Annotated in this window: 19 protein-coding genes; 10 read left to right on the top strand and 9 right to left on the bottom strand. The window is 58.5% G+C overall.

Annotated features, from left to right (window positions below):
• Positions 1-136 precede the first annotated feature (136 nt).
• Positions 137-736, top strand: coding sequence for an SIS domain-containing protein (locus tag KJ653_04925; protein MBU0685175.1), 600 nt, complete (start codon positions 137-139; stop codon positions 734-736).
• Between the two features lie 7 nt (positions 737-743).
• Positions 744-1,310 (top strand): HAD family hydrolase, encoded by a 567-nt coding sequence (locus KJ653_04920; protein MBU0685174.1) that lies wholly within the window; start codon positions 744-746, stop codon positions 1,308-1,310.
• 8 nt (positions 1,311-1,318) lie between these two features.
• Here KJ653_04920 and rfbD read toward each other — a convergent pair whose 3' ends face one another.
• Complete coding sequence (gene rfbD, locus KJ653_04915; GenBank protein MBU0685173.1) at positions 1,319-2,227, bottom strand: dTDP-4-dehydrorhamnose reductase; 909 nt, start codon at positions 2,225-2,227, stop codon at positions 1,319-1,321.
• An 84-nt stretch (positions 2,228-2,311) separates the two neighbouring features.
• Positions 2,312-3,232 (bottom strand): hypothetical protein, encoded by a 921-nt coding sequence (locus tag KJ653_04910; protein MBU0685172.1) that lies wholly within the window; start codon positions 3,230-3,232, stop codon positions 2,312-2,314.
• Positions 3,233-3,419: 187 nt separating this feature from the next.
• Between KJ653_04910 and KJ653_04905 the strand changes: the two genes are divergently transcribed.
• Complete coding sequence (locus KJ653_04905; protein MBU0685171.1) at positions 3,420-3,878, top strand: dTDP-4-dehydrorhamnose 3,5-epimerase family protein; 459 nt, start codon at positions 3,420-3,422, stop codon at positions 3,876-3,878.
• A gap of 16 nt (positions 3,879-3,894) precedes the next feature.
• Here the strand turns inward: KJ653_04905 and KJ653_04900 are convergent, their stop codons facing one another.
• Entirely contained in the window at positions 3,895-5,016 is a 1,122-nt protein-coding gene (locus KJ653_04900; GenBank protein MBU0685170.1) for an ATP-binding protein, read from the bottom strand.
• A 223-nt stretch (positions 5,017-5,239) separates the two neighbouring features.
• Here KJ653_04900 and rfbB point away from each other — a divergent pair, with 223 nt between their 5' ends.
• Entirely contained in the window at positions 5,240-6,187 is a 948-nt protein-coding gene (gene rfbB, locus KJ653_04895) for a dTDP-glucose 4,6-dehydratase (GenBank protein ID MBU0685169.1), read from the top strand.
• 11 nt (positions 6,188-6,198) lie between these two features.
• Positions 6,199-7,278, top strand: a complete 1,080-nt coding sequence (wecB, locus tag KJ653_04890) for a UDP-N-acetylglucosamine 2-epimerase (non-hydrolyzing) (GenBank protein ID MBU0685168.1) — start codon at positions 6,199-6,201, stop codon at positions 7,276-7,278.
• A 104-nt stretch (positions 7,279-7,382) separates the two neighbouring features.
• On the opposite strand, the gene KJ653_04885 is transcribed toward wecB (KJ653_04890), so the two are convergent.
• From KJ653_04885 to gmd, 3 genes are all read right to left on the bottom strand, one after another.
• Positions 7,383-8,429, bottom strand: coding sequence for a glycosyltransferase (locus KJ653_04885; protein ID MBU0685167.1), 1,047 nt, complete (start codon positions 8,427-8,429; stop codon positions 7,383-7,385).
• Between the two features lie 100 nt (positions 8,430-8,529).
• Positions 8,530-9,468 carry an NAD-dependent epimerase/dehydratase family protein gene (locus KJ653_04880; GenBank protein MBU0685166.1) on the bottom strand — a complete coding sequence of 313 codons (939 nt, stop codon included), beginning with the start codon at positions 9,466-9,468 and terminating at the stop codon, positions 8,530-8,532.
• Positions 9,469-9,471: 3 nt separating this feature from the next.
• Positions 9,472-10,515: a GDP-mannose 4,6-dehydratase gene (gene gmd / locus KJ653_04875; protein ID MBU0685165.1), complete on the bottom strand. Its 1,044-nt coding sequence runs from the start codon at positions 10,513-10,515 to the stop codon at positions 9,472-9,474.
• Between the two features lie 138 nt (positions 10,516-10,653).
• Here gmd and KJ653_04870 point away from each other — a divergent pair, with 138 nt between their 5' ends.
• Together KJ653_04870 and KJ653_04865 are read left to right on the top strand one after the other, a co-directional pair.
• A complete protein-coding gene (locus tag KJ653_04870) occupies positions 10,654-11,871 on the top strand; it encodes a DegT/DnrJ/EryC1/StrS family aminotransferase (GenBank protein MBU0685164.1) in 1,218 nt (405 codons plus the stop codon).
• Between the two features lie 3 nt (positions 11,872-11,874).
• Entirely contained in the window at positions 11,875-13,092 is a 1,218-nt protein-coding gene (locus KJ653_04865) for a glycosyltransferase family 4 protein (GenBank protein ID MBU0685163.1), read from the top strand.
• On the opposite strand, the gene KJ653_04860 is transcribed toward KJ653_04865, so the two are convergent.
• Positions 13,093-14,385: a glycosyltransferase family 4 protein gene (locus KJ653_04860; protein ID MBU0685162.1), complete on the bottom strand. Its 1,293-nt coding sequence runs from the start codon at positions 14,383-14,385 to the stop codon at positions 13,093-13,095.
• Positions 14,386-14,455: 70 nt separating this feature from the next.
• Here KJ653_04860 and KJ653_04855 point away from each other — a divergent pair, with 70 nt between their 5' ends.
• On the top strand, positions 14,456-15,241 hold the full coding sequence (locus tag KJ653_04855) for a glycosyltransferase family 2 protein (protein MBU0685161.1): 786 nt from the start codon (positions 14,456-14,458) through the stop codon (positions 15,239-15,241).
• 3 nt (positions 15,242-15,244) lie between these two features.
• Here KJ653_04855 and KJ653_04850 read toward each other — a convergent pair whose 3' ends face one another.
• Entirely contained in the window at positions 15,245-15,769 is a 525-nt protein-coding gene (locus KJ653_04850; protein ID MBU0685160.1) for a hypothetical protein, read from the bottom strand.
• Between the two features lie 72 nt (positions 15,770-15,841).
• Positions 15,842-16,924 carry a UDP-N-acetylglucosamine 2-epimerase (non-hydrolyzing) gene (gene wecB / locus KJ653_04845; protein ID MBU0685159.1) on the bottom strand — a complete coding sequence of 361 codons (1,083 nt, stop codon included), beginning with the start codon at positions 16,922-16,924 and terminating at the stop codon, positions 15,842-15,844.
• A gap of 120 nt (positions 16,925-17,044) precedes the next feature.
• Between wecB (KJ653_04845) and KJ653_04840 the strand changes: the two genes are divergently transcribed.
• Both KJ653_04840 and KJ653_04835 read left to right on the top strand, forming a co-directional pair.
• Positions 17,045-17,401 (top strand): hypothetical protein, encoded by a 357-nt coding sequence (locus KJ653_04840; GenBank protein ID MBU0685158.1) that lies wholly within the window; start codon positions 17,045-17,047, stop codon positions 17,399-17,401.
• Positions 17,402-17,496: 95 nt separating this feature from the next.
• Positions 17,497-18,591: a M28 family peptidase gene (locus tag KJ653_04835; protein MBU0685157.1), complete on the top strand. Its 1,095-nt coding sequence runs from the start codon at positions 17,497-17,499 to the stop codon at positions 18,589-18,591.
• The last annotated feature ends 85 nt before the right edge of the window (positions 18,592-18,676 follow it).

Genomic DNA, 18,676 nt, shown 5'->3' with positions numbered 1-18,676 from the left:
GCGGGGGATTTCTGGTGCTCTTCGTCCCGCCCGAGAGCCACTGGTCCGTGAGGAACGCGCTCACGGGCATGAAGGACCTGGAGTTCAAGGTAGAGCCTCAGGGCTCCAAGATAATCTACGTCGGAGATGATTTCTGATGGGCGATGTGAACTCTCGATCTGTCAAGTACCTGGACGAGGTGGCCAAGACCCTGGAGCACATGGAGAAGGACCTGCCGTTCAAGGCGGAGGAGATCGTCTCCGCCCTAGTCAAGGCAAGGGACTCGGGAAAGCGCGTCTACATCTGCGGCAACGGCGGGAGCGCCTCAACCGCATCCCACATGGCATCCGACCTGAACAAGGGATCCAACAGAAAAGACGCACGTCGATTCAAGGCGGTGGCCCTCACGGACAACATCCCCGCGATGCTCGCGTGGGCGAACGACTCCTCGTATGACGACATCTTCGTCGAGCAGCTCAGGAACCATCTCGAGAAAGGGGATGTGGTCATAGGCTTCAGCGGCTCCGGCAACTCATCAAACGTGCTCAAGGCACTTCACTACGCGAACGATGAGGGAGCGCTGACGATCGGCCTCACAGGCTTCGACGGCGGCAAGATGGCGCAGCTGGCCAAGATATGCTATGTCGTCCCGAACCACACGATGCAGCAGATAGAGGACATCCACCTGGTGATAGAACACATGCTCTCGCTGATACTCCGCGACTCTCCGGACTGCGCTGGCCAGAAGGGGCCCTGAGGTAGAGATGCCAAGCAGCGCCAAGTTCGCCGTTTTCGTCGACCGGGACGGGACCATGTGCTTCGACAAGCACTACATGTCCGACCCGGCGGACATCGATCTCATACCCACGGTCACGGACGGGATCAAGAAGCTGAACGAGGCGGACATTCCCGTAGTCGTCGTGACCAACCAATCGGGCGTAGGAAGAGGCTATTTCACGGAAGAGGGGCTCCACGCCATGCACGACCGGCTCAGACAGATATTGGCCGCGCACGGGGCAAAGCTGGACGACATCTTCTACTGCCCGCACCGGCCCGATGAGGGCTGCAGCTGCAGGAAGCCCAAGCCCGGAATGCTCCTCCGGGCCAAGGAGAAGCACGGGTTCGACATCGCGAAATCATTCGTCATAGGCGACCGTATGCTGGACGTGGAGATGGCGCACGCGGTCGGGGCGAAGGCGGTGCTTGTTCCAGAACCTGGGGATCAGTACAATGTCGACAAGGAGATCCGGGAGTCAAAGGACGAACCCGATTTCAGAACCGAGACATTCATGGAAGCAGTCGACTGGGTCCTCGAACGGCTGAGAAGATAGGCCGACGATCACCGTTTCTTCGGTTCCTGAGATCTCATCGAACTGAGACCGTCCTCGAACGACACCATCTTCCTTCCCAGCAGCTTCTCGACCTTGCTCACATCGAGACAAGAGTACTTCGGCCTCTTGGCCGGCAGGCTCACGCTCGATGATGGCACTGGCACAACGAGCTTGTCATCCAGCTCGAACGCCTTCGCGGTCATGCGTCCGCAAGTGGGCCTGTCAAGACAGTCAGGGCCGGAAACATGCCATATGCCCTTGACATCCATACTCGCAAGATCCAGCAGCGTCCTCGCGAGGTCGTCCGCGAAAGTCGGGGATATCCGCTGGTCCTCGAACATCGTGACCTTCTCGCCCTTCCGGAGCTTCTTCAGGACCCATGTCACGAAGTTGTCCTTGTCCTCCAGCGGGCTCCAACCGTACAAGACCGCGGGCCTCGCAACGACCGCCTCGGGCAGGGTGGACAACACAGACCTCTCGCCCGAGAGCTTGCTGGAACCGTACACTGAGATCGGCCTTGGGACGTCCTCCTCAGTGTACTTCCTCGTCTTCCGACCGTCGAACACGTAATCCGTGGACACATGAACCAATCTTACATCCATCTTCCTGCATGACCGCGCCACGAGCTCAGGGCCCGTTGCGTTCACCCTGTTGGCTATCAAGGGCTTCGTCTCGCACGCGTCCACGTTCGTCATCGCGGCGCAAAGGATGGTGACCTCGGGCTTCACCTTCTCGAAGAGCTTCTTCACCTCGTCCTTGGAGCCGATGTCCAGTGGTTCGAGACGCCAAAACGACTTCCCATCCACCTCTGGGTTGTAAGTGCCCTGTGCGGCGTACTTCGCACCGGCTTGCTGCATCAATCTGGAACCCAAGAGTCCCGACGCACCAATCACTAGCAGCTTCTTCTTGTCCGCCATGAAAACCAGTTTCCCTGAGGCAAGGCATTGAGGCGTTGCCGGTTTATTATTGTTTTCGTGGCTTGGGACCGCAGGGACTCCCGTCTATCCCTTCGCCCCGCCGTCGATGACCTTGATCATGTCGCAGCTCGCGAACATCGTGCCGTTCGACAGAGCCCCTGAAACGACCACTCTCTGGTCCGGGCCGACGACCAGATGCTGCTGCAAAGCCTCTCTGCTGAACTTGACCATCAGGTCCGGGACGCCGTCCCTGTCCGCATCGCCGACGGTCGCCTTGTGCGACAAGTCAGCCGGGACGGCGTCGTTCAGTACCAGGCTCGCCACAACGACATCTCCCACATTGTATCCGTCCGGGAGCTCGATGTACGCGACGACCCACTTGCCCTTACTCGCTAGGTTGACTGTGTCAGGGTCGAAGTCCAGAGTCGCTGTGATCGCAGGGGTAGCCTCCGCGAATCCAAGGACGATCTCGCTCGTGAAGTCACCCATGAAGGTGCTCAGGTAATCATCATAAGGACCGAGCTGATCAGCCGGTCCGAGCGCGTTGAACCGGGACTCGGCGATCCCGCCATATCCGAGAGAATAGCTCACAACGACAGATGCCCAGAGTCCCGACGGGTGTCCGGAAACTCCGTTCATCCTGACGGCTACGATGTTATTACCGGTCGAGACTCCCGTGCGGTTGAACGGGGGGAAATGGCAGCACCCAATCGTTATGTTGTTTCCGTCGGAAGACACTGTGTAAGTCTCGTTGTAGAGCGCTGGCGTCCTGAACGAACCACCAGTGGAAACAAGCTGGGACAGCGTGAAGTTGTACTGCGAGACGCCTTCACTGAGCTCGAAGATCGTCACCGTTATCCCCGATGTATCGGCTTGAACGTCGCTTTCGGGAATGACCGAGACGTCATTGCTCCTGATCGATACCGTTAGAGATGAAACGATAAGAGCGCATGACGCGACTCCTAGGAGCAATATGCAGATGCCATGTGAGACCATGCCCTTCACTGATGACTGACTTTTGGTTTGGAGGCTATATCAAGGTTTGCTGAAGGGGCGTTTTTGACCAGCCGAGGACCGTTGAAGGCTTTTTATCCCACCTGTGCACCATCAGCCTGTCTGGACGGCATCGAGACCCTCTGAGACAAGTTAATATGTCCTGAGCCTTTTCTTGGCGGTCGACATGACGATGATGTTGGGTTCCATCGATGGAGTGGTCGTCAAGCCCCTCAGGAGGATCGTTGACGATCGCGGATGGCTCATGGAGATCTTCAGGAGCGATTGGCCGGAGTTCCAGAAGTTCGGCCAGACCTACATGACCACGTGCAAACCGGGCGTCGTCAAGGGCTGGCACTACCACAAGCTCCAGTGGGACCACTTTGTTCCTATCAGAGGCAATGCCCTCATCGCGCTGTACGACGCCAGGGAGAACTCGAAGACCAAGGGTATCGTCCAGGAGATCGAGGTCTGGGAGAAGGAACCGAGATTCATCAAGATCCCACCGTTCGTGTACCACGGCTTCACGCCCCTGGACGACAACGACATCTGGGTCGTGAACACGCCTACCGAGCTGTACAACTACAAGACCCCGGACGAGTACAGGCTCGAGTGGAACGATCCTGGAATAGGGTATTTTTGGCGCAGGAAACCTTAGGGCATCATCACGCACGCTAGGACTTGCGCTCTGTTAGTCCCCTCAGCCAAAGCGCCAACATCGGGTCGACGATGACACCGCCCTCCGTGATGCCTCGCGCATCTAGCTGCTTAATCGCTCTCTGTACATGAGATGCAGATCTGAGACCGTACCTCTCGATCAACGCCGACCGAGACATTGTCTTGCCTTCACGGGCTACCGCCATGAGGTACCGCCGCTGGGTCCGGCTCTTGATCGAGTCCCAGAGGAATTGGAATGCTGGCGACTGATGGGCGAGCGTAGTGGCGACAGCCGACTCGACGTCCCCTGGCCATTTTGGCCGGGTCGATATGTTGAACAGCTCGTGAGCGATCTGCTGGACATAATATGAGTTGCCTCCGCCTGTTTCGACAATCGCACGTGCAGCCTCATGTTCAAGGCGGCCGCCCGCAGCAGAGAACCTGTCCACCAGGAATCTCTCGAAATCGGCCCTCGGAATCGGCCCCAGTTCCAGAGGCTTGGCAGACTTGAAGAATGCCCCTTCCCGCTCCTCGAAGATGCTCATGAGCATGTGTCTCTTGCTCCCGGCGAAGATGTACGACACATGTCTGTGAGCCTGGATCCTCGACCTCATGGCCTTGAGCAGCGACACCCCGTCCAGGGAACCTATCTCCTGGAACTCGTCGAACACGATCACGATGCGTTTCCCCCTCTTCCTCGCGATCTCCTCGGGGATGTCGAGCATGTCCTGGATCTCCGGGACGCTCGGCTCGCCGACCGAGAACTCCACGCCGGGCTCGCCCTTCTCGTTTATCACCAGCCTGAGCCTGGAGCCCTTGATGACATCCTTGATCCCAGCGGCGACCTTCTTGACGGTGCCATAGACGGAGCTCACCAAGGCGGACATGAACACCTCGACCATGCGCGTCTTGGTCGTGATGCCGTACAGATCGACGTAGACGAACAGGAACTCCGCCCCGTGCCTGTGCATGAGCTCGGCCATGAGCGAGGATTTGCCCATGCGCCTGGGGGAGAACATCACGATGTTCGTGCCGCTGCGGACCTCCCTCAGGATCTCATCCATCTCGTTCTCTCTGTCCGCAAAGTCCTTGCCTGTCACCAATCCGCCGAACTTGAACGGGTTATCCATCTCGAGCATGCCCCCGGATAGCGCTCCTCAGAATGCGGTTATGTCTGTTACCTGCAGCCTGCGTTTCCGTGCTATACTAAATGGTATAATACATTTTAGTATAATACATTTTGGTTATTACACACCAGGTCCGCGCACACCCGATGCGAGAATTGCATGGGCCGTGCATGGCAATGGCGAAGCTTTTTCTCCTGGCACCCGATTGCGACTGCTGATAGCGGAGGACCTACTGATGCGATGTCTGATTACCGGCGGCGCCGGGTTCATCGGCTGCAACTTCGTGAGGCACATGCTGAAGCAGCACCCCGGCATCGAGATAGTCGTCCTGGACAAGCTCACATACGCAGGCAGGTTGGAGAACCTGGAAAAGGTCAAGGACAAGATCACTTTCGTCAAAGGGGACATCTGCGACAAGGAGGTCGTCCACAATGTGATTCCTGGATGCGACTCCGTCATCAACTTCGCGGCCGAGAGCCACGTCGACAGGAGCATAACATCGCCCGAGGACTTCGTAAGGACGGATGTTCTTGGAGTCTTCACCTTGCTCGAGGAAGCAAGGAAGAGCGACGTGAAGAAGTTTATCCAGATATCTACGGACGAGGTCTACGGCTCCACCGTCTCCGGCTCGTTTTCCGAGGAGAACATACTCGACCCGTCCTCGCCCTACTCGGCGAGCAAGGCAGGCGGCGAGCTCCTTGCGAGGTCGTACGTACGCACATACGGCCTCAATGTCACGGTCACTCGGTCGTCGAACAACTACGGTCCGTTCCAGTACCCTGAGAAACTCGTTCCGGTCCTGATCATAAAGGCTCTGAGGGACCATCCTCTGCCGATTTACGGCAAGGGCACGAACGTTAGGGATTGGCTCCATGTTGATGACAATTGCCGAGCGATCGACCTCGTGCTCAACAAGGGGAAACCGGGTGACATAATCAACATCGGCTCCGGCAACGAGGTCCCGAACATCGATGTCGCGAAACTCATCCTCAAGCACATGAAGAAGCCCGAAAGCCTGATCAAGTATGTCGATGACAGGCCTGGACACGACTTCAGGTATTCCCTCAACTGGGACCAAATCAGGAAGATGGGCTGGAAGCCAAAGATCAAGTTCGAGGATGGGCTCAAGAAGACCGTAGACTGGTATCTCGCGAACCAGCAGTGGTGGAAGCCACTTATCTAGGTCGGAAGCACATGAAGATCGCATCGATCGTGGGCGCAAGACCGCAGTTCATCAAACTAGCTCCGTTCTCGCGCGAGATCCGCAAGAGGCACCGCGAAGTGCTGATAGACACTGGCCAGCACTACGATGCCGAGATGGCTGGTAACTTCTTCTCTGAGTTCAAGATACCGAAGCCGGACCACGCCCTCGGGATAGGCTCGGCGGACCACGGCGAACAAACGGGCAAGATGCTCATAGCCCTCGAGAAGGTCCTGATTGCCGAGCAACCGGCACTAGCCGTCGTCTTCGGGGACACCAACTCGACCCTCGCAGGCGCTCTGGCAGCCGCGAAACTCAACATCCCGGTGGCTCACGTGGAGGCTGGTCTGAGGAGCTATGACACGAGCATGCCAGAGGAGCTCAACCGCGTCCTGACGGATCATCTCTCCAAGCTGCTTTTCTGCCCCACCGACGTGTCGAAGGACAATCTCAAGCGTGAGGGCATCACGGAAGGCGTCCACGTCGTCGGCGATGTCATGGTCGACGCCCTGGAGGAGAGCAAGAAGGCAGCGGACAAGCACTCGAAGATCCTCGAGCACTTCAAGCTGAAGAAGGGTGAGTATCAATTCCTGACGGTCCATCGTCCTTCGAACACGGATGTGAAGAAGAACCTAGAGGGGATCTTGAAGGCCGTAGGCGACTCGGGCGTCACCACGGTGTTCTCCGTTCATCCACGGACAGCGAAGCTGCTAGAGGACTACGACCTTGGCAAAACGATCCCCAAGAATGTGATCACGACCAAGCCCCTGGGCCACATGGACGCCATCTGGCTCGTCTCGAACGCAGCTCGTGTCCTGACTGACTCAGGAGGCCTCCAGAAGGAGGCTTACCTGCTTGGGACGCCTTGCATCACTCTCAGGGACAATACCGAGTGGGTCGAGACCATCAATGCGAGGTGGAATGTGCTCGTCGGTGCGGATCCTAAGAAGATCAAGGAAGCCATCGCCGGATTCTCGCCTCCGGCCTACAGGCCAAAGGTCTTCGGACCTGCTGGAGCGAGCGCGAGGATTGCGCAGGCGATCGACTCATTCCTAAAAGGCGCAGCCCCATGAGCCGGTGGTGTTGGGAGCGGCCCGTAACCTTCGACCGTCGTCGGATACATTGTCCCGTGGACGAGAGATCGCGAAGAACGCAAGATGTCCTTCTGCTCGGAAACTCATCCATCGCTTTGTCCGCGAATCAGTCCGTCGACTATTCGGACGAGTCCCCGCTCCCTGATCTCTATCGAGAACATGTTCATGGCCCGCTCTCTTGCCTTCTTGCCGTCAGGAGTTCTGAGGGCCTGCTGAATCGCCCTGGAGGAGGATTGAACGTCTTCCCAGGGCACTATGAGCCCTGAGTCTCCGACAGTCTCAGGAAGCGCGCCGCATGCCGTCACCACCGGAACACACTCGCAGCTCATGGCCTCGACGAGTGCCACTCCGAAGCTCTCGTACATTGACAGCTGGCAATACACCTTCGCCTTGCCATAGATTCCGAGAAGCTCTTCGTGTGGCACGAACCCGCGGAAGGACACATTCTTATGAGCGCCCTGCTTGAGCTGCTCGGCGACATCGTCTGAGCATGGGCCTACTACAAGGAATCGGGCATCAGGAACGGATGACGCCGAGGCCACGAAGGTCTCGATGCCTTTCAACCTGACTGTGCGCTTGCTGACAGCCCCCACGGTGACCACAAGGTCCTCTTTTGGCGGCGTGGACCTGAACCTCTCGGCGTCGACGCCATTGTGCAAAACCTCGACGCGCCTGGGCCTCGAACAAGCAAGGATCTCCTGTCTGCTGAACTCCGAAACGGCAAGGACCACTGTAGCTCGTTCAAGCACGTGCTTCACCATCTTGGCTTTCTTTGGATCCAGCAGGGATCCGTGCCCGATCTCAGGAACCTTGGCGACCTCATATCCGCCAACGACGACCACCGACGGTTTGCCTAGAACACGCGCTATCCGAACCGCCCATTTGGTGTGCCTTTCCACGAACCAGCAGAATGCGACATCCGCCCACATGGCTCCTCTCAAGAGCTCCCAAAAGGCCCCGACCATGTTCCGCAAGCTTCTCGTTCGTGAGCCGACGTCCACGATGCGCAGGTCGAAATGCCTGCTCAGGAGGTCGATGTCCGATTGGATGAAGGCCGATTTGGTCGGGTGCACGAACAGGACCCTCCCCTTCCTCCGCACATCGGTCTTTCCGCTCATCGGCTCAGGCATGCCTCGAAAGGAACTGGAAGGCTATTTAACAGCTTCTGGCGGGCTGTTCTTCAGAACCACTCGATGAAGAGCGACAAGGAGCCTCCAACCTCCTGGTGTCTCACTTCCGATTCGCCAGATACCAGTCGATCGTCTTCCTGAGGCCGTCCTCGAACCTCGTCCTCGCCCTGAACCCGAAGAGCTTCTCCGCCCTCGACACATCGAGCATCCGCCTGGGCTGCCCGTCCGGCTTGGTCCTGTCCCAGACTATCTCGCCTCTGAAATCCATCAGCCTGGCAATCAGCTCGACAAGGTCCTTGACCTTGATCTCGAAGCCCGCGCCCAGGTTCGCGGGCTCAGGCCCGCCGTACTTCTCAGCCGCAAGGCACATGCCCTCGGCGGCGTCCTCGACATACAGGAACTCCCTCGACGCGTTCCCCGTGCCCCAGACCTCGACTTTGTCTCTGCTCTCCGCCTTGGCGTCAGCGAACTTCTTGATGAGCGCGGGGATCACATGAGATGTTTTGGGATTGAAGTCATCTCTGGGTCCGTAGAGGTTCACGAGCAGAAGGTGGATCGAGTTGAACCCGTACTGCTGTCTGTACGCCTGCCCCTGGACCAGGAGCATCTTCTTCGAGAGTCCGTAGGCGGCATTCGTCTCCTCGGGATAACCGTTCCACAGCTCCCCTTCCTTGAACGGCACCGGCGTGAACTTCGGGTAGGAGCAGATCGTCCCCGTCATAACAAACTTTTCCACGCCCGCTTGTCGCGCTGCCTCCATGAGGTGTATCCCCATGGTCGCATTGTCGTAGAACATCTCGCCCGGTGCGGCCCTGTTGGCCCCGATCCCGCCGCCCCTGCCAGCAATGTGCAGGACGATATCGATGTCCTTCACGACCTTGACGCAGGATTCCCATTTTCTGAGATCGATATCCTCGATCCTGGGGATTCTCAAGTCACTGTTGCGCACTCCCTTGGAGATGAGCCGCTCGACCACGAACGACCCCAGGAATCCCGCTCCGCCAGTGACCAAGACCCTCTTGCCGTCCCAGAAGCCCATCCTCTAGTCTGCCCCCCACCATCTCTTCGGGAACTTCCGCTTCAGGATCTTATCGCCCTCGCCGACCGCTTCAACGCCGAGCGCGCGCATGTCGGCGTCGACCATGATCTTGACTAGGTCACCGAACTTGACTTTGAGATCGAGTCCGAGCTTCTTCCTGGCCTTGGACGCGTCCGCGACCAGGTAGTCCACCTCCGTTGGCCTGAAGTAGCGCTTGTCGATCTTGACATGCTTCTTCGGGTTCAGGCCCGCGTACGAGAACGCCGCCTCCACGAACTCACCGACAGAGTGCGTCTCGCCCGTCCCAAGGACGAAGTCGTCCGGCTTGTCCAGCTGGAGCATCTTCCACATCGCCTCCACGTACTCAGGGGCGTACCCCCAGTCCCTATGGGCATCGAGGTTGCCAAGGTACACTACGTCCTGCTTCTTCGCGGCTATCGAGACGACCGCACGTGTCACCTTCTTCGTCACGAACGTCGGCCCCCGCCTGGGGCTCTCGTGGTTGAACAATATTCCGTTGCTCGCGTGGATGTCATAGCCTTCCCGGTAGTTGTTGACCATCCAGTACGAGTAGACCTTAGAGCACGCGTACGGGCTCCTGGGCTGGAAGGGCGTGCTCTCGCTCTGAGGGGCCTTCGCCGACCCGAACATCTCCGAGCTGGAGGCCTGGTAGAACCTGATGGGTAGCTTGCTCCTGCGGATGACCTCGAGCAACCTGGTCGTCCCGAGGGCCGTCACGTTGCCAGTGTATGTCGGCGCGTCGAAGCTGACCCTGACATGGCTCTGAGCCCCGAGGTTGTAGACCTCATCGGGCTCGATGTTGTAGATGATATTCGACACCTGCTCGGAGTCCGTGAGGTCCCCATAGTGTAAGAACAGGTGCACGTCCGCCTCGTGAAAATCCCTGTAGATGTGGTCCAGTCGCGATGTGTTGAATGTGCTAGCCCTTCGGATCAGTCCGTGGACCTCGTACCCTTTCGACAGGAGCAGCTCCGCGAGGTAGGATCCGTCCTGGCCCGTGATGCCAGTTATGAGTGCTTTCTTCATTTCCCCGTCTCCCCGCGTGTATGGGCGACATAGCCTTAGAACTATCCCACTAGCTAGGAGGAGGCCCCCCTGTACGAAACCGCTATAGATGGGCACTCCCATCTTGCGGCCCGCAGGCCGCGAACGCGTGGTACTCAGATGAACATCCGGGTCAAGGTGGGCGAATTCAGGATCGAGCCGCATATCCGGCGGGCGGTGGAGAGGGTCCTCGAATCCGAGAGGATCTCGGAGGGCGGAGAGACGAGGGACTTCGAGACGGCCTTCGCCAACTATGTTGGCATGAAGCACGCGGTCGCAGTGAACTCGGGGACGTCAGCCTTGATTGCCGGGCTGATGGCGATGAAGAGCAAGGGTTCAGCTGTCAAGACCCCTACGGCCGTAATGACATCTCCGCTGACATACATCGCGACGGTGAACTCGATTGTGATAGCTGGCATGAAGCCTGTCTTCGCGGACGTCGACCCAGACACATTCTGCATATCAGTGGACGCCATCGAGGAGAGGCTTGGATCGAAGGATGCGAGCAATGTCGATATGCTGCTCCCGGTGCACCTCATGGGCTACGTGTGCGACATGAACAGGATCAATAGAATCGCGAAGAAGCGCGGCCTCCAGGTCTTCGAAGATTCCTCCCAGGCTCACGGGTCGACGTACAACGGCAGGCGTGCAGGAAGCTTGTCGGATGCGTCCAGTTTCTCATTCTACATCGCCCACAACATCCAGGCAGGGGAGCTCGGGGCCTTCCTGACGAACGATATCGAGGTCGCAAGAAGGGTCCGGAAGATCAAAGCAAACGGCAGGCTCTGCGACTGCGTCAGATGCACCCGATCGGAAGGCAAGTGCCCCAAGTTCAACATGAAGAAGGGCGGCCTCGACCCGAGGTTTCTGCACGACGAGATCGGGTTCAACTTCAAGACGATGGAGTTCCCGGCCGCCATCGCGAGGGCGCAGATCGAGATTGCCGACCAGATAGCGGAGAAGAGAAGGAGGAACGTGAGGATGCTGAACGACCTCCTCGAGAAGCACTCCGACGTCCTCAGGCTGCCAGCCTACTCGGACGATGTCAGCTATCTCGGATATCCGCTCGTGATCAAAGACGGGAGGAGAATCAACCGAGAGCGGCTCCAGGTCCAGCTCGAGTCGAACGTCGTGGAGACGAGGCCGCTGTTTGGATGCATCCCTATCCACCAGCCTGCCTACGCGCATCTGAAGAAACAGTACCGGGGGAAGCTCAAGAACGCCGAGTTTCTTGGAAGGAACGGGATGTACATCGGTTGCCACCAGTACCTCACGGAAGAGGATCTGCGGTTCGTCGCCGACGCGTTCGACAAGAGCATGCACGAGCTAGGGGTATAGTCCATGGCGACCTCGAAGGTGCTCCTGCTGTCGATGGACGACCCCGCGAAGGGCGGAGGGGTCGGGGGGAAGCATACCCACATACGGCTTCTGGCCAAGGGGCTCGAAGGACTCGGGGTCCGCACACAGATAGTGTCTGCACGAGCGACTTTCGGATTCAAGCTCCTCCACCTCTGGCCGGGCGCGGTCAGGAGGCGTCTCATGAAGAGCCATGACAAGCGGTATATCCACTATAGTATGCAGTTCGCCGAGCAGCTCAGACGAAACCTGAGGAAGAACGCGGGCAAGGCGGACCTGGTCAATCCACACGATGCGATGGCAGAAATGGTCCTCCGCGAGGACGGGAGGTTCAAGGAGACCCCGGTGGTTCTGACGCTCCACGGATACTACGCTCGCGAGGCCGCGAGCGACGGGGAGATCAGCGAAGGCTCCCCCGAGTACAGGATGATCCTCGAGATCGAGAAGGAGGCCTACGTGCACGCGACGAGAATAATCTGCGTCGACTCGAGGATAAAGGACTACGTCCTTTCCAACCCCGATATCAGGACGACGAAGGTAGTGGCTATCCCGAACGCAGTCGATGTCGACGAATTCGTCCCGCCCACGGAAGAGAAGAGGAGGGCGTGTCGGTCAAGCCTCGGCATTCCGGGTGAGAGCCTCGTGCTCCTGTGCCCAAGGAGGCTCGTGCCGAAGAACGGCGTTCTATATGCCGTCCTCTCGATGCGCCCGTTGCTCGAAAAAAATCCAAATGCGCTCTTGATAGTTGCCGGGAATGGCCCCGAAAGGAGCAACCTTGAAACGACGGCCAAAGAGGGCGGGGTCAAGGACCACGTCAGGTTCGTCGGGAGCATCCCACACCGCGATGTGTACCAATATTACGCCGCGGCGGACGTGATCGTGATACCGTCCATCCTCTCGGCCGGGGTCGAGGAGGCGACATCGTTGTCGATGCTTGAGGGCATGGCCTGTGCCAAGCCTGTGATAGTCACCTCCGTCGGCGGGCTGAAGGAGACCGTCAGGGATGGAATCACTGGATTGGTTGTGGAGCCCGCGAATCCTGAAGCGATAGCGGAGGCAGCGATCAGACTGGCTGCCGACCCGGGCCTTCGGATGAAGCTGGGCAGCGCGGCGAGGGCGCACGCCGTGGAGAACAATTCTTACGTGGCGCACGCACAGTCAGTCCTTGCGGAGTACGAGAAGGCCGTCCCACCGCCAGGCTGACTACCTCCTCGCAGCTTCCTCGTAGATCTTCCTCAGCTGGACATTCCTCTTCTTGATCGACGCGCGTCCTTCCTCCACCTCGCGCCTTCCTGCTTCGCCCATCCTCTTTCGAAGGGTGGAGTCCTCCACCAGCTTCGAGAGCCTGTCCACGAGTTCCCCGATGACCCTGTCATCCCTGACCTGCATGTACTTCAGGAAGGGCCCAGCATCCATGCTCCAGTTGGGCACGTTGCCCGGAAGGTAGTATGGAGCCTTCTCTGAGGGCTTGACGAGGAACCCTGTCACCCCGTCCTCCACCGTCTCACCGTTGGCCCAGATGTCTTTGCCAACGACCGGAAGGCCGAACCTCATGGCTTCGAGGAACGCCAGCCCGGGCGTGTTGTGAGACGGAAAGAGGAAGATGTCCGAGCCCCAGAACAGGCGATCAAGCTGCTCTCTCGGAAGGATATCGCAGACGGTCTCAATGCCGGGCATGTCGGCATATTTCTTCTTTAGCTCCTCCGGGATCCAGCACCTGAATACGAGCTCGACCGCATCGCCAAGCCTTTCCCGGAGCAGGCGGTAGCTCTCGAGCACCTCGAACCCGCCCTTCGACCAGAACTCTCCCCTGAAGTTCATGCTCCCGACGAACAGTATCCTCACCTTCTCGTGAGACAGTAGATTGGCCGGCCTCTTTCCGGCCGGCCTGATCGCGAGCCTGAGTACCTCGGTCTTCTCCTGTATCTCCGGCCCTGGAACGCAGTGCTCGAGAGTCTGCCTCGCAGCGTCTGTCCATGGCAGGAGCCTCTTGCAGAATCGGGAAGAGAACTGCTTCACGAGGACTCTTCTGGGTCCTCTCTTATAGATCCTCTTTCTCCAGTCACCGTAGTATCCGAACAGGGAGGCCACATGCTCGAAATCCGCGACCCAATGGATGTCGTTCTCGGCTATCCAGGGAGTATTCTCGACCATGCCATGCCCGGCCGAGTGGAACACGTCGAACCCCTTGGCATCTGGGTTCATCTTGCCGCCCGCGAGCCTCATCATCGACCTGCTCAATCGGTAGGAGAGCCCGTGAGGTGAGCCGCCCTTGTCCGGGAGCGCACGAGCGAATATCGGGTCCGAGAACGCTCTCACCAACCCGTTCCTGCGCAGGCCGCGGCCGAAGCCTCCTCGGTCCGAGCGACCGCCATCGGGACCAGCGCGGCCCTCGGTCGTGTAGACGACCCCTTCGGGGGGCGCTTCTATGAGCTCGTCGTAGAGAGAATGAGTGCCACCCTCCACGACCCCCAGCCTGACCCTGATCTCGTCCATGCGATGGCGGGATATCTGAGACCAAGGTATTTCAAACCCTTCGGCCCTCTAACCCCGGAGCCAATTGGAGATGACCACGGAGCGGAAGACGGTCGCGCTCATCATCCCGACGAAGGACAAGCTCGACCACCTCAAGCAGACTCTTCCTCAGGCCGCGTCGCTGGGGTTCGATGAGGTGATAGTCATCGACTCGTCGACCACAGATAGGCAGGCCGTCGAGGATCTGTGCAAGACAGTCTTGGCGAAGTTTGTCTTCACCCCGGCCGACAGACTGAGGGCGAGGAACCTGGGCGCCAAGCTCGCGACGACGGATTGGATTTGCATCGCCGATGACGACGTCCTCTTAGCGAGGTTCGGCCTCCAGAGGTTCCAGGAGCTCGCACAAGGCGCGGACTTCATGATAGGCGGATGGGGGAAGAACCCGGGCGCCCACTACGCATGGATCTTCAGGAGGGCTTTCTTCCTCGAGACACTGAAGGGTTATGACCCTCTAATCACAGGCGGCGACGACCTCGATATCACGCTAAGGGCGAGGAAACTGGGCAGGGGAGTCACGGTCTTCGACGAAGGCCTCTACGAGTCGGAAGCCGTCGGGATGAAGATCGCCGAGGATTATCCAACCAAATGGATCAAGAACAAGATCCTCTACTCTCTGACTTTCTTCCCTTTGTTGTGGAGGTACCCCTGGATGGTCAAGAGGATGATCCTCGTGGACTTTTGGCGGCTCAGAAGAATAAGAAGTGGGGAATCCGTGGGGAGAGTGCTCTTCGAGAGCTTCATGGACCGAGCGGGGACTGTCTACGGCCCACTATACTATCTCATCATCCGGAAAAGAGTCGTGAAGCGAGAGGGATGAATGCTACTTGGTCTCGCCTTTCTGGAGGCGTATGACGTGGTCCGGGGCATCCGCGCCGATGAAATCGAGGATCTCCTTCATGTCCGCCTCGAGATTAGGCTCTGCCTTTGAGGCTTTCCTCAGCCACGCCCGCAACGCCTCCGCCTGCACCCTCATCTTGGGGTCGTTCTCGCCCAATTTCTCCATCACCGGGAGCCAGGTCATGCCGTACAGAACGATTTCCTTAGGTGCCATCTTCTCCTTGCTGTACGGGTTCCGCTCGACTAGCACGGTCGCCTGGTACCGCCACATCTTCAGCCTGAGATCCCAGAAAATCGAGGACATCCAGATTGCGGTACCGAATATGACCAGCATAAGCGGGATCATGAAGTAGGGGTTGTTGAAAATCCCGCCTCTATACTTCAGGAACCCCCACAGGACGGTGGCCTGGGTCAAGGCGAGTAGGAAAAGGGTCATCACCTGCGATATCTGCTGAAGTCTCCAGACCTGCAGCATGAACCACTTCCTGAGTCTCTTGCTTTGCGGCAAACGGAACAGCCCCTATCTGGACAGGCCAACCACATCCACCCTATATGAGAATTGCTGGACCTCCTCGCAATGTCACAGCTCTTTCTTCAGTATGGAGGCGATCCTGTCGCCTGAATCGCCCTTGCCGTATGGACAGGGCTTGAACTTGACATCAGGGTCCTCCACGAACTTCCGGAGCTCCCTCAGGACCTTGTCAGCATTCGTGCCGACGACCTTGCAGTATCCCGCTGCGACCGCCTCGGGCCGCTCCGTGCTCTTCCTCATCACGAACGCGCGCTTCCTCAGCACGGGCGATGAGGCCTCCTCCTGTATACCTCCAGAGTCCGTGATAATGAGCATCGATTTCTTCATAAGGACGAGCATGTCGAAGTAGCCAGTGGGCGGAAGCAGCTTGACGTTGTTTGATTTCTCCAGCTTATCCTTGAGGTTGTACTCCCTCAGCCTCAGATCAGTCCTCGGATGAAGCGGGAGCACGATGGGTATAGGGGATTCTCTGAGCACCCTGACCATGTTCTCCAGGGTCTCCGGGTTGTCCACGTTCTCCGCCCTGTGGAGCGTGGCGAGAGCGTAGTTCTCCCAAGGGACATCCCACATGATCTTTGGAGTTTTCATGGCGATCGGGAGGTACCTGACAGTGGCGTCTATCACCGTGTTGCCTGTCTTGAATATCTTGCCCCAGACACCCTCGCCCTTCAGTATCTTGACGGAGCCCTCGGTGGGCGCGAAAAGGTAGTTCGACGCGTGATCGGTAAGTCGTCTGTTCAGCTCCTCGGGCATCCTCAGGTCGTAGCTCCTGAGCCCGGCCTCCACATGGCCTATCTCGACATGCTTCTTCATCGCGCCTATTGCAGCTGCCAGGACCGTGTTGGTGTCGCCCTCCACCAGCACGCAATCCGGCTTGGAGTCTGTGAACTCCTTCTCGAACTTGATGATAGCATCGCCCGTCTGCTGGCCGGGAGAGCCTGACCCAACGCTCAGGAACGAATCAGGCTCAGGGAGCCCAAGCTCCTCCAAGAAAACCTTGGACATCTTGTAATCGTAGTGCTGGCCCGAGTGAACAAGCCTGGGCAACAGCTTCGCCTTCTTGAGCGCGAAGTATACGGGCGCCATCTTGATGATCTCGGGGCGGGTCCCCACGACGACCGATATCAGCATCGGGTAGGAGCACGCCCATGCACCAAGATAACTGTATCGAGTCGTCCTGTCCGCAAAACCCAATATAGCTACGGTCAGATACGGCAGTGAGGGAATGAGCTGAGGTGCTTCAACTGCGGGATGGAGAATCTCGACAAGGCGATGTTCTGTGAGAAATGCGGCATCAGGCTGGTACTCCCCCCGATCGAGGCTCAGCCGGAGATCCTCAACACCGGTCAGGGGAACATACTGGGCATCGTACCGAGAGTCGCTCTAGTGCCGGTCCTGGGCATGGTGATAGGCGCATTTGCCGTCCTTTTCTACCTTGTCGGGTTCTTCTGGGCGGCGAATACCATATCAAATCCCGACTTCAACCCATTCAACAGCGATTCGACTTCCAGCCCGGAGGCCATGATGATTCTTGCGGCAGTCCTAGGCATGATTGCAGCAGTAGTCTTCTGGGGCGGGGTCATCGCGATGGTGCTCCAATCAGATTAACCGCCCCTCGATGTGCGCGAACTCTTAGGTCTTGAAAGCACCATCCGGGAGAGGCTCCGGGAGCTACTGACTCGGGGTCGACTTGGGGGGAGACATTGAGAAAGGCACTAGTTGGAGTATTGATCGGATTCATGTTTGTGACCACGGCGCTCATGCCGTCCGGCGGCGGGGCACCTGCGACGGGCACAGGTAGCTCGTCCGGCCTGAGCAGCGAGGAAGTCGCGATCCTGGACGGACTGGACTACACCGCCGCGTGGAACGACCTCGCGTACCTTGCTGGCCTTGGAGAGAAGGTCGCGGGGACCGAGGCTGAAAGAAGCGCTCAACGGTACGTGTATGACCGGCTGAGCGCGATGGCGATGGACAAGGTCGTATTGGAGACCTTCCCGGTCGCCAGCTGGACACACTACGGGACCACGATGCAAATCGTGTCGAACGGATACGAGGACATCCAGACGACCACATACGGCGACAGTTACTCGATCTGGGGTCATGAGAATCACAAGATGTACGCATTCGGCAACGAGAACGGTGGCAAGACGCTGGTCGCCCCAGTCGTCTACTGTGGGCTCGGCACGATGGACGAGTTCGACGCGATCGGTGACCTCGCAGGAGCAATCGCCCTCATTCACAGGGACGACAACGTCCAGGGATGGAACAACGTCCCAGCGTTCGAGGCTAGCCTGCACGGCGCTTCCGCAGCCGTGTTCTATGGTTACTTCGCCGGGGCCGACCTTCCCGAGGGGATAAAACAGGACTCCGTCGGAGGGCCGATACCGGCACTGTCGATTTCACCGATCTCCGCCACGCACATCAAGGATCTGATGGTGGCTGGTCCAGTCATCCTCAAGGTCGATGGACAGGTGGACATGTTGTCCGAGAAGTTCGCCGAGTCTGTCAACGTGGCTGCCTATATGATCGGCACGACGAGGCCGAACGAGTATGTCGTGATATCGGGCCACATAGACTGCTGGTGGGCGGGCGCGAACGACGACAGCTCGTCGATAGCGGCTATGCTGGAGTTCGCGAGGCTCTTCTCAGAGGCGAGGAAGGCAGGGACGTTCGTGAACGAGAGGACCTTGGTCTTCTGCTCGGTAGGCGCGGAGGAGGAAGGAGGACCACAGGGCACGTGGTACAACTGGCTCGTGGGGTCGTGTCAACTACCACCCATTGAAATGGGTGGCTTGTAACTGACCTCAACGGAGGTTCGATGCTCCGCGTCACCGGTCGCTACGATCGGCCCGTTGACGGTGGGCCTGCCAACCAAGGCGTTGC

The sequence above is a fragment of the Candidatus Thermoplasmatota archaeon genome (assembly GCA_018814355.1).
Classification (GTDB): domain Archaea; phylum Thermoplasmatota; class Thermoplasmata; order UBA10834; family UBA10834; genus COMBO-56-21.
Note: the sequence above shows the minus strand (reverse complement) of the source record. Positions and strands in the feature narration are given on the sequence as shown.